The sequence below is a fragment of the Massilia sp. P2_C2 genome, assembly GCF_056404615.1.
In genome coordinates this window covers 1-11,098 of the sequence record NZ_JBFUDR010000218.1, presented here as the reverse complement: position 1 = coordinate 11,098, position 11,098 = coordinate 1, and the positions used below count along the sequence as shown (strand labels likewise).

General features: G+C 65.3%; 9 protein-coding genes. 6 read left to right on the top strand and 3 right to left on the bottom strand.

Going from position 1 to position 11,098, the window contains the following annotated elements:
- Nucleotides 1-230, bottom strand: a 230-nt coding sequence (locus AC1DYX_RS21760; RefSeq protein WP_477262688.1) for a hypothetical protein, incomplete at its 3' end; no start/stop codon positions are given.
- A 91-nt stretch (nucleotides 231-321) separates the two neighbouring features.
- Nucleotides 322-2,220, bottom strand: coding sequence for a M61 family metallopeptidase (locus AC1DYX_RS21755; RefSeq protein ID WP_477262686.1), 1,899 nt, complete (start codon nucleotides 2,218-2,220; stop codon nucleotides 322-324).
- Between the two features lie 222 nt (nucleotides 2,221-2,442).
- Between AC1DYX_RS21755 and AC1DYX_RS21750 the strand changes: the two genes are divergently transcribed.
- From AC1DYX_RS21750 to AC1DYX_RS21735, 4 genes are all read left to right on the top strand, one after another.
- Entirely contained in the window at nucleotides 2,443-2,919 is a 477-nt protein-coding gene (locus AC1DYX_RS21750) for an Hsp20 family protein (protein WP_477262684.1), read from the top strand.
- A 312-nt stretch (nucleotides 2,920-3,231) separates the two neighbouring features.
- Nucleotides 3,232-4,770, top strand: coding sequence for a Do family serine endopeptidase (locus tag AC1DYX_RS21745; RefSeq protein WP_477262682.1), 1,539 nt, complete (start codon nucleotides 3,232-3,234; stop codon nucleotides 4,768-4,770).
- A 51-nt stretch (nucleotides 4,771-4,821) separates the two neighbouring features.
- Nucleotides 4,822-5,484 carry a response regulator gene (locus AC1DYX_RS21740; RefSeq protein WP_029757406.1) on the top strand — a complete coding sequence of 221 codons (663 nt, stop codon included), beginning with the start codon at nucleotides 4,822-4,824 and terminating at the stop codon, nucleotides 5,482-5,484.
- Between the two features lie 10 nt (nucleotides 5,485-5,494).
- Complete coding sequence (locus AC1DYX_RS21735) at nucleotides 5,495-6,823, top strand: ATP-binding protein (RefSeq protein WP_477262679.1); 1,329 nt, start codon at nucleotides 5,495-5,497, stop codon at nucleotides 6,821-6,823.
- Between the two features lie 130 nt (nucleotides 6,824-6,953).
- Here the strand turns inward: AC1DYX_RS21735 and AC1DYX_RS21730 are convergent, their stop codons facing one another.
- A complete protein-coding gene (locus tag AC1DYX_RS21730) occupies nucleotides 6,954-9,338 on the bottom strand; it encodes a TonB-dependent receptor plug domain-containing protein (RefSeq protein WP_477262676.1) in 2,385 nt (794 codons plus the stop codon).
- Between the two features lie 130 nt (nucleotides 9,339-9,468).
- Here AC1DYX_RS21730 and AC1DYX_RS21725 point away from each other — a divergent pair, with 130 nt between their 5' ends.
- Together AC1DYX_RS21725 and AC1DYX_RS21720 are read left to right on the top strand one after the other, a co-directional pair.
- Nucleotides 9,469-10,437, top strand: coding sequence for a threo-3-hydroxy-L-aspartate ammonia-lyase (locus AC1DYX_RS21725; RefSeq protein WP_477262674.1), 969 nt, complete (start codon nucleotides 9,469-9,471; stop codon nucleotides 10,435-10,437).
- A 126-nt stretch (nucleotides 10,438-10,563) separates the two neighbouring features.
- Nucleotides 10,564-10,965 (top strand): VOC family protein, encoded by a 402-nt coding sequence (locus AC1DYX_RS21720; protein WP_477262672.1) that lies wholly within the window; start codon nucleotides 10,564-10,566, stop codon nucleotides 10,963-10,965.
- The last annotated feature ends 133 nt before the right edge of the window (nucleotides 10,966-11,098 follow it).

Here is an 11,098-nt window from a genome sequence, read left to right as displayed (position 1 = left end):
TCCGACGGCAGGGCGCAGGGGCGGCCGCTGTGCCGCACGGCGTCGAAGAACCGCAACAGTCCTTCGGCCGAGTAGGCGAAAAAAAAGGCATCCGTCCGGATGCCCTTGTATTCGCGCGGCGCGCTCGTGCGCCAGTAGATTTCCAGTCCCGCCGGCAGGTCCGCCAGCGCCGCCCGCCAGGGCGAGATGCGCCGCAGCCGTGCGGCGCGCAGTTCATGTATCCACTTCATGTTGCCCCCTTGTTGTTGTTGTCGGCAGCTTCAGGTTAGGCGGTTTTCATGACAGTTTGATGACATGGATCGTGCGCCGCGCGCGTTACCATTATTTCAGCGCAGCAAAGATCGCCTCCAGCCGGTCCTTCGTACCCGGAATGCGTTCCAGGCGCGGATAGCGCAGGCCGTCGCGGTAGTCGAGAGAAATCGTGCGCAGCACGTTGCCCTTGCGGACCAGCAGGCGGACCGGTTGCCCATCCTTCGCGTCCTTGATGGCGGCCTTCAGCAGTTCCGGCTTGTAGACGCGGTCGTTCACGGCCATGACCGTCGTGTTGGCGGCCAGGCCCGCACGGAAACCGATGCCGTCCCACACGACGTTGCGGATGGCGCCGTCCTGCGCGACCGTGAAGCCGAGCGAATAGGTCAGGTCCAGCACCTTGTTGCGGTCGTCCACGCCCTTGAGGTAGTCCGTCGGGGTGTCGGTGTAGACGAGCTTCCAGCCGGCGCGGGCGAGGCCGTCCAGCGGGGCGCCCGGGCCGTGGCCGTCCAGTTTCGCGCGCAGGAACGCCCCCCAGTCGTGCGGCTGCACCTTGTCCAATGTGGCTACGACGTCGTCGAACGTGTAGAAAGCGGGCAGGTGGCTGCCGTCGTTCACACCGTAGAAGGCGCGCGCGAAATCGTCCAGCGAGCGCTTTTCGCCCGACAGTTCGCGGATGCGCGTGTCGACGTCGAGCCAGATCAGCATGCCCTCGACGTAGTAGTCTTCGCTGCGCTGCCAGTTCGGCCAGCCGAGCGGACGGCGTGCGTTCAGGACCGGGTCGTACACCGTGTCCTGCACGGTGCGCCAGGCGCGGCCCGCGACGCTGTCGTAGCGCGCGGCGCTGGCGGCCAGCGCGTCGCGCGCGCCCGCCTGCGAGACGAGGCCGGAACGGGCGGCCAGCACGTTGCCCCAGTACTGCGTCTGGCCTTCGTAGACCCACAGCAGCTCGTTGTCCATCGGGGTGTTGAAGTTGGGGACGTTCTGGCCGGCCGGGCGGCGGAACTTGCCGTTCCATGAGTGCGTGTACTCGTGCGGCAGCAGGTCGCGTCCGGCCTCGCTCCTGGACCAGTCGGTGAAATAGCCCGGCTTGACGCCGTTCTCGCTGGACTGGTGGTGCTCGCGGCCGATGCCGCCGAATTCGTCGGACAGCGCGAACAGGAAGTCGTAGTGGTCGTAGTGGTGCGAGCCATACAGTTTATACGCTTGCTGCACCAGGGCGCGGTGCGCGGCGATCTGGTCCGGCTTCGCGTCCAGGCTCTCCGGACTGTCGGCGAAGACGTTCAGCGTGACGCGTACCTTGCCGTCCGGGTCGAGTTCGAAGTGCTTGCCGTAGCGGCCCGCGAACAGCGGGGAATCCATCAGCGTCTCGAGGTCGCTCACCTTGAAATGCACCTCGTCGCCGGCGCGGTTGTCCGTCTCCAGTGCGGTGGCGTACTGCCAGCCCGTGGGCAGCTTCAGGTTGGCCTGCACGTTGATGCCGCGCGCGACGTAGCCCGCCGGGTACAAGGTCGTCGAGATCCACTGCACGCCGAGGATGTCGTCCGTGATCGTGATGCGGCCCTGGCCCGTGTCCAGCGGCGACAGGTACTGGTATTCCGCCTCCAGCGTCGTTGCGCCTTCCGGCACGGTGACGTGGAACGCGTACACGTGCAGCGGATCGCGCGTCCACGCGACCAGCCTGCCGTTCGCCGTGAACTTCAGGCCCGCCAGTTGCGTGATCGGGCCGTTCGGGCCGTGGTTCGCGGGGAGCCACTGCGGATACAGCAGCGTGAGCGGGCCCGGTTGCACGGGGATCGTCATGTGCATGCGGAAGATCTGTTGCGACAGATCGGTCGCATCGACGTTCAGCACGATGGTGCCCGGGTAGGGCTGGTCGACGGGGACAGGCACGTCGGCGCGGGCCGGATAGGCCAGCGCCAGCGCGAGTGCGGCGGCCGAGATCGTGGAAGCAAGCTTGGTAGCGGTCATTGACTGAAAACGTAGGGGAAAGACACAAACGGGCGAGTGTAGCACTGTGCGGCAAGGGGAAATTCCGGTCGGCAGCGATCAGAATTAAATTTTATAAACGGCCTTTAAAAAGATATTTTGTGCGGCTTGAAAAGTGCTTGGGCGGCCATTAGATTGGTCTCAACGGATGCTCAAGATGAGGTCCGTCAACTTATCGCTTGAACTTTTTAGAGGATATTTATCATGCGTACTTTTGACCTGTCCCCCCTGTATCGTTCCGCCATCGGCTTCGACCGCCTGGTGAACCTGCTCGAGCAGCGCGCCGAAGCCGCGCCGAGCTACCCGCCGTACAACATCGAACTGGTCTCCGAGGACAAATACCGCATCGTGATGGCGCTCGCCGGTTTCAACCGCAACGAGATCGAGATCGTCTCCGAACGCGACACCCTGCTCGTGACCGGCCGCAAACAGAAGGACGACGTGCAGCGTACCTTCCTGCACCGCGGCATCGCCCAGCGCGATTTCGAACAGCGCTTCCAGCTGGCCAACCACGTGAAGGTCGTCAGCGCCGGCTTCGACAACGGCATCCTGACCATCGAACTGGTGCGCGAAGTGCCCGAAGCATTCAAGCCGCGCAAGATCGCGATCGCGGATGCCAACGGCAACACCGACAACGTGCAAGTGCTGGAGCAGCCGGGCCAGCAACAGCAGGCTGCGTAATCCCCCGCGCGTGACCGCGTGACGACAAAGGGCGCTTCGGCGCCTTTTGTCGTTTACGTGGCGCGCAATGCCCACGATACGCGAACGTCATGCGTGGGCACGTTTCATTTGGGGCCCGCGGCCCCAAATGCCCACCCTACGTTTTGTCGTTTACCACCGAATCGTAGGGTGGGCGGCCCCCGCCCACGCGGATGTCGCGAGGAGTGTTGGATGGCTTGAAAATTAAGGAATGTCTAAGACTGCTGCGCCAATATACTGACTACGAAAAGAGCAGTTTTCGAACCACTTATTTTCCAATCTGGGAGCACGTAAATGCATAACGAAGGTGCCGTTACTGCCATCACCGCAAAACGTCTCACGCTGGCCCTGTGCGCGGCCGGTGTCATTGGCGGAGCGGTGGGCGCGATCGCAGTCGAACACAATAACGCCACGGCCGCAGCAGCAGCGGCCACTGCGGCTGCAGCCACCACGCCGGCCCCGTCGCCGGCGCCTGTCGGCGCCACCCCTGCGCCGGTGGCCGGCAATCCGGCCGGTGTGGCCTTGCCCGACTTTACCCAGATCGTCTCGCACAACGGCCCGGCCGTCGTGAACATCCGCGTCGTCGGTACGACCAAGGTGTCGCAACGCCAGATGCCGCAGTTCGACGAGGACGATCCGTTCTTTGAATTCTTCCGTCGTTTCCAGCAGCCGCAGCAACCGCGCGGCGGCGGGCGCGGGGAACTCGTTTACGGCGCCGGATCGGGCTTCATCGTCAGCCCGGACGGCGTCATCCTGACGAATGCGCACGTGGTGCGCGATGCCGACGAAGTCACGGTCAAGCTGCAGGACCGCCGCGAGTACCGCGCGAAAGTCCTCGGCTCCGATCCGAAGACCGACGTCGCCGTCCTGAAGATCGACGGGAAGAACCTGCCCGTGGTCCCGATCGGGAACACGCGCAACCTGCAGGTCGGCGAATGGGTGCTCGCCATCGGTTCGCCGTACGGCCTGGAGAGCAGTGTGACGGCCGGCGTGGTGAGCGCGAAAGGCCGCTCGCTGCCGAACGATCCGGTGCCGTTCATCCAGACCGACGTGGCCGTGAATCCCGGTAACTCGGGCGGTCCGCTGTTCAATACGCGCGGCGAAGTGGTCGGCATCAACTCGCAGATCTACAGCCAGACGGGCGGCTACCAGGGCCTGTCGTTCGCGATCCCGATCGACGTGGCCGTGCGCATCAAGGACCAGATCGTCGCCACCGGCAAGGTGCAGCACGCCAAGCTGGGCGTCGTGATGCAGGATGTAAACCAGGACTTCGCCGATTCGTTCAAGTTGGAGTCGCCGGACGGCGCGCTCGTGGCGAACGTGGAACGCGGCGGTCCGGCCGACAAGGCCGGCATCAAGGCGGGCGACGTGATCCGCAAGGTCAACGGCCAGCCCATCATTTCGTATGGCGACCTGTCGGGCATCGTGTCGGTGGCGAAACCGGGCGACAAAATGGAGCTCGACGTCTGGCGCGACGGCAAGATCATACACCTGAGCACCATGCTGGCCAGTACCAACGAGAAGCCGGACCGCGTCGGCCGCGATAACCTGGCCAGCAACGACAGCGGCGCCAAGCTGGGCCTGGCCCTGCGTCCGCTGGACCCGATGGAACGCCGCCAGGCCGGTCTGCCGGCGGGCCTGGTGATCGAGGATGCGGGCGGCGCCGCACAGGCCGCCGGCGTACAGCCGGGCGACCTGCTGCTGGCCGTCAACGGCAGGCCGGTGTCGTCAGTGGCGCAGGTGCGCGAAGTGGTGAGCAAGTCGTCGAAGACCGTGGCCTTGCTGATCCAGCGTGGGGATGACAAAATCTTCATCCCGGTACGGATTGGTTGAAGCATCGTGACGTCTTCCATCCGCATGGGTTTCTGAAAATCGGAGGTTTTGATGCGGCTGCTGCTGGTGGAAGACGATACGATGATCGGCGAAGTGGTGCTCGACCTGCTGAGGGCCGAGCACTATGCCGTCGACTGGGTCAAGGACGGCGAGATGGCCGATACGGCCCTGATGCAGAACCAGAACTACGACCTCGTCGTGCTGGACCTCGGCCTGCCGCGCAAGGATGGGCTCGAGGTGCTGCGCGCGATGCGCGCCCGCAAGGACCGCACGCCGGTGCTGGTCGCCACCGCGCGCGACGCCGTGGCGCAGCGCATCGCCGGGCTCGATGCCGGCGCGGACGACTACGTCCTCAAGCCCTACGATCTCGACGAGCTCCTGGCGCGCATCCGCGCGCTGCTGCGGCGCGCCGCCGGGCGGGCCGAACCCGTATTCGAGTACAAGAACATCTCCGTCAATCCCGCCACGCGCGAAGTGCTGGTCGACGGCCAGCCGGTCGTGCTGTCGGCGCGCGAATGGGCCGTGCTGGAAGCGCTCGTCGCGCGTCCCGGCGCCGTGCTGTCGCGCGCCCAGCTCGAGGAAAAACTGTACAGCTGGCGCGACGAGGTGTCCAGCAATGCCGTCGAGGTCTATATCCACGGCCTGCGCAAGAAGCTGGGCAGCGACTTGATCCAGAACGTGCGCGGCGTGGGCTACATGGTCCCGAAGGTGTGAAGGATTTCGCATGAAAGTGAGGGTCACGCATTCCCTGCGCGGGCGGCTGCTGTGGTTCCTGCTGGCGGCGATCACCATCGCGGCCGTCGCGCAGGCATCGATCGCCTATCGCACCGCCCTCAACGACGCCGACCAGATCTTCGATTACCACATGCAGCAGATGGCGTTGTCGCTGCGTTCGCGCGTGCCGCTGACGAGCGCCGAGGACGCGAACGCCGATCCGCCGACCGGCGGCAACGACGACCTCGTCGTGCAGGTGTGGTCGCCGGACGGCGTGCGCGTGTTCCGCAGCGCCTCGCACGCGCACCTGCCGCAGCGCGCGGTGCTGGGCTTTTCCAACGTGCGCGCGAACGGCACGACGTACCGCATCTTCTCGATCCAGACCGATAACCAGACCGTCCAGGTCGCGCAGGACTTGGCCGTGCGCCGCAGCATGGCGAGTAACCTCGCGCTGCGCACGCTGGGGCCGATCGCCGTCATGATGCCGATCCTGATGCTCGTCGTGTGGTGGGTCGTCAGCGGTTCGCTGGAACCCGTCGCGCGCGTGCGCAAGCAGGTGGCGTCGCGCCAGGCCGATGATTTGTCGCCCGTGTCCGAGGCCGGCCTGCCGGACGAGGTGCGTCCGCTCGTGCAGGAACTGAACCTGTTGTTCGGCCGCGTGCGCACGGCGTTCGACGCCCAGCAGCACTTCGTCGCCGACGCCGCGCACGAACTGCGCACGCCACTCGCCGCGTTGAAGCTGCAGGTGCAGAGCCTGGAGCGTTCGGACAGCCCGGAGGCGAAACGCGTGGCCGTCGGCCGCCTGACGGCCGGCATCGAACGCGCGACGCGCCTCGTCGAGCAGCTGCTCGTGCTGGCGCGCCAGGAAGCCAGCATGGCGGGCGGCGCGCCGCGCCAGCCTGTCGACATCGCGGGCGTAGCCAGGCGCGCCGTCGCGGACATGGCCGGCGTGGCCCAGGCCAAGGGTATCGACCTGGGCGTGCAGCGCGCCGACGCCGCCGAGGTCGAGGGGCAGCCGGATGCGCTGATGATCCTGTTGCGTAATCTTGTCGACAACGCGATCAAGTACACGCCGCAGGGCGGTACGGTCGACGTGTCGGTGGTGGCGGAAAACGGCGGCGTGCGCGTGACCGTGGAAGACAGCGGGCCGGGCATCCCGCCGGCCGAGCGCGAGCGTGTGTTCGACCGATTCTATCGCRTGCCGGGCAGCGATGCGGCGGGCAGCGGGCTGGGGCTCGCCATCATCAAGTCGATCGCGGAGCGGCACGACGCGACGTTGACGCTGGGCGAATCGAAGCGCCTTGGTGGCCTGGAAGCGACGGTAACGTTCCCAACGTAACGTTTGCGATATGTTGGCGTTACGCGTGGGCTCGGGGAGCCCACCCTACGTCGTGACGTCGTAGGGTGGGCACCTCGTGCCCGCGCGTACGCCGGTGCGACGCAAGCGCCACGCGTGGGCACGGGTACGGTCAGAACTTGTGCGACAGCCGCGCGAAGTAAGCAGCTCCGTTCAGGCCGAACTGCACGCTTTCATACTTGAAGCCATTGTCCGTCTCGTCCGGATTCTGCCGGGTCGGATGCACGTTGAAGATGTTCGTGCCGCCGACGGTCAGCTTGGTCTTTTCGCTGAACGCCCACGTGAACGCGAGGTCGGCCGACGTCTTCGACTTGTAATACTGGTTCGGCACCGGCGGGCCGTCGAACGTGCCCAGCGTCTGCGGACCGTAGTGAATGATGCGGAAGTCCGTTTCCAGCTGGCCGAGCAGGTAGTCGAAGTCCAGCGTGGCCTTGCGGCGCGGGCCGCCCTGTTCGATGAACAGGCGCTCGCGCTCGGACAGCAGCACGTCTTCGTGGCCCACCAGCGCGGCCGGCGCGTGCACGCCCGTCACTTCGGTCCTGCTGAAGTTCATGGCGAGGTACGTGTTCAGCTTGCCGGCGCCCAGCGTGGTGCGGTGCGATGCCGTCAGGTCCAGGCCCTGCGTGCGCGTGTCGACGGAGTTCACGAAGAACTGCGCCTCGCCCACGCCCAGCGCTTGCAGCGTGGCGCCCAGCGAGGGGTAGTTGTCGGCGTCGAAACGGCCCGACAGCACGATGCGGTTGTCGATCTGGATGCGGTACAGGTCGGCCGTGACGGACACGGCTTTCGACGGCGTCCACGTCACGCCCAGCGTGTAGCTCTTCGATTTTTCTTCATGCAGCTTCGGGATGCCGGCCGCGTTGGCGACCGTGCCGCCGTTCGGCGCCAGCACGACGTCCATCGGCACGCCGCTGACGAAGTCGGTGAACGTGGACGAGAAATACACCTGCTGCAGCGAGGGCGCGCGGAAGCCCGTGCTCGCGGAGGCGCGCAGCAGGACGTCGTCCGTGGCCTTGAAGGCGCCGGCCAGCTTGCCGGTCGTCGTCGAGCCGAAGTCGGAGTAGTGTTCATGGCGCACCGCGGCCTGCAGCTTGGTGCGCGGGGCGATATCCGCCTCGAAGTCGAGGTAGGCAGCGGTGCTGTGGCGGTCGCGGTTGGTGGCGTCGCCCGGCTGGAAGCCCGGGAAGCCCTGGCTGCCGGCGCTGCCGCCGACGCCCACGCCGTCGGCGTCGATGTACGAACCCGGTTCGCCGGCGAAGATCTGGTAATTCTCCTTGCGGTATTCGAAGCCGAACGCGGCGTTCAGGCCGCCGAGGATGTCGCCGTAGAAGCGGCTGAAGTCCGCGTTGGTCGTCAGCTGGCGGAACGAGAAGCCGCCGGCATCGAATTGCGACGGGCTCACGCCCTTGCCGCCATTGGCCAGGTCGAGGTTCGCGATCGACGCGTTCAAGGTATGCGCAATGTTGTAGCGCATGCGGTTGTAGCCATAGGTCTGCGAGAAATCGCCGGCCCATTCACCGATGCGGGTGCGATAGCCGATGATGCCGTAGCGGTCATCGATGTCGCCATTGATGAACGGGGCGAAGCCGTCCGGGTACATCGCGGCCGAGTTGCGCGACGGGATGTCGTCCGAACCGATACCGCCGCGGCCCCATGCGGCCGACGAGGCGTCGCGGGTCTGGGCGCCGGCCGTCAGGTACAGCTTGCCGGAACCGACGGGAAATTCGCCGTTCACGTAGACGGTTTCGTTCTTGGACTTGGTGTCGCCGATGATGCGCAGGCTGCCCGGGTCGGCGCGGTTGGAGCGGCCGCGGTCGTAGTATTCGCCCGTGATGCCCAGCACGCCGTCCGCCACGGCGACGCCGCAATAGGCGGAGGCGAGCCAGTTCTTGCCGTCGTGCTTCGAGTATTCGCCGAAGCCGGCCACCGCTTCGCAGCCCAGGTTCTTGCGCAGTTCGACGTTGATTACGCCGGCGATGGCGTCCGAGCCGTATTGGGCGGCGGCGCCGTCGCGCAACACCTGCACATCCTTGATGGCCAGCACCGGGATCGCRTTCATGTCCGTGCCCGTGTTGCCGCGATTGCGCGCGCCGAACAGGTTCACGAGGGCCGTCGTGTGGCGGCGCTTGCCGTTCACGAGCACGAGGGTCTGGTCCGAGCCGAGGCCGCGCAGGGCGGCCGAGTCGATCAGGTCGGCACCGTCCGCACCCGTCTGGCGCGTCGAGTTGAACGACGGCGAGATGTTGGCCAGGGTCTGGGCCAGGTCGAACTGGCCGCTCTGTTCGGCGGCTTTCGTCAGCGGGATGTAGTCGACGGGCACCGGGGTGTCGGTGGACGACGTATTGCCCACGCGGCGCGAGCCGACGATGCTGACGCTTTGAATATTATTGTCGACGGCGGCCGGCGCATTTTGTGCGAAGACGGCCGGCGCGAAGGCCAACGCCGCACTGCCGTATAGGCCGAGCAGGATGGACTGGCGGATCGGTGTAAGTTTCAAGGGGTGTGCTCCGAGGAAAAGTTGCATATTAAAGAATTTCCACGAATGCAACCATTTGAACGTGGCATATGTACAACAGTAAAAGATTAGAATGCCAGCGATCCCTTTATCAACCCAAAAGGAAAACAGGATGAGCCTACTTTCGCTCCCTACCTATGACGATGTCGTCCAGGCTGCCGGACGCATCGCCGGCGTCGCCAACCGCACGCCGGTGCTGACCTCGCGTACCGTCGACGAGGCCTTCGGCGCCCAGGTTTTTTTCAAATGCGAGAACATGCAGCGCATGGGCGCTTTTAAATTTCGCGGCGCCTACAACGCGCTGATGAAACTCACGCCGGAGCAGCGCCGCGCCGGCGTCGTCGCGTTCTCGTCCGGCAACCACGCACAGGCCATCGCGCTGTCCGCGAAGCTGCTCGGCATCCCCGCCACGATCGTGATGCCGCAGGACGCCCCCGCCGCCAAGGTCGCCGCCACGCGCGGCTATGGCGGTAACGTCGTGCTGTACGACCGTTACACGCAGGACCGCGAGCAGATCGGCCGCGATCTCGCCGGGAAGCACGGCCTCACGCTGATTCCGCCGTACGACCACCCGGACGTGATCGCGGGCCAGGGCACGGCCGCAAAGGAATTGTTCGAGGAAACGGGACCGCTGGACGCGTTCTTTGTGTGCCTGGGCGGCGGCGGGCTGCTGTCCGGCTCCGCACTGGCCACGCGCGCGTTGGCGCCGGATTGCCGGCTATATGGCGTGGAACCGGAAGCCGGCAACGACGGCCAGCAATCGTTCCGCAAGGGCGAAATCGTGCACATCGCCACCCCGCAGACCATCGCCGACGGCGCCCAGACCCAGCACCTGGGCAACCTCACATTCCCCATCATCCGGCGCGACGTCGACGACATCCTGACGGCGACCGACGACGAACTCGTACAATGCATGCGCTTTTTTGCCGAGCGCATGAAGATCGTCGTCGAGCCGACGGGCTGCCTCGGGTTCGCGGCCGCGCGGTGCATGAAGGACACATTGCGCGGCAAGAAGATCGGCATTCTCGTCAGCGGCGGGAATATCGACCTGGCGAAGCTGAGCGGATTCCTGGCCGGCTGAACAACAAACATGGTCGTTCCCGGCTGCACCGGGCACGACGAAAATATTTTCGATCCTTTGTCGATTTCGTGATGCCTCGTCCGTCGTACGGATGTGGCATCCATTTCACCTACCTGGGGAGGCATCATGAACAAGCAGATCTTCGTCAACCTGCCGGTCAAGGACCTGGACAAATCCAAGGCGTTCTTCAACGCGCTGGGCTATACCTTCAACCCGCAATTCACCAACGAAAGCGGCGCCTGCATGGTGATCGCGGACGGCAGCATCTACGCGATGCTGCTCACGGAGCCATTCTTCAAGACCTTCATCGACAAGCCCATCGTGCAGGCGAAGGAAGCGACGGAGGTGCTCGTCTGCCTGAGCTGCGAGAGCAGGGCAGAGGTCGACGATCTCGTGGCCAAAGCCATCGCTGCCGGCGGCCGGGCACCGCGGCCGCCGCAGGATCACGGCTTCATGTACGGCCACGCATTCGAAGACCTCGACGGCCACATCTGGGAACTGGTGTGGATGGCGCCGCAGTCCGCGTAGGGTGGGCACCCCGTGCCCACGCGGACGTTTGCGATGTGCGAAGGTTACGCGTGGGCACGGGGGTGTGTTTAGCACAGGGACATAGGTAACACATGTCTAGAGACATGGGTGACACTACCTGGTCGTCATTTTA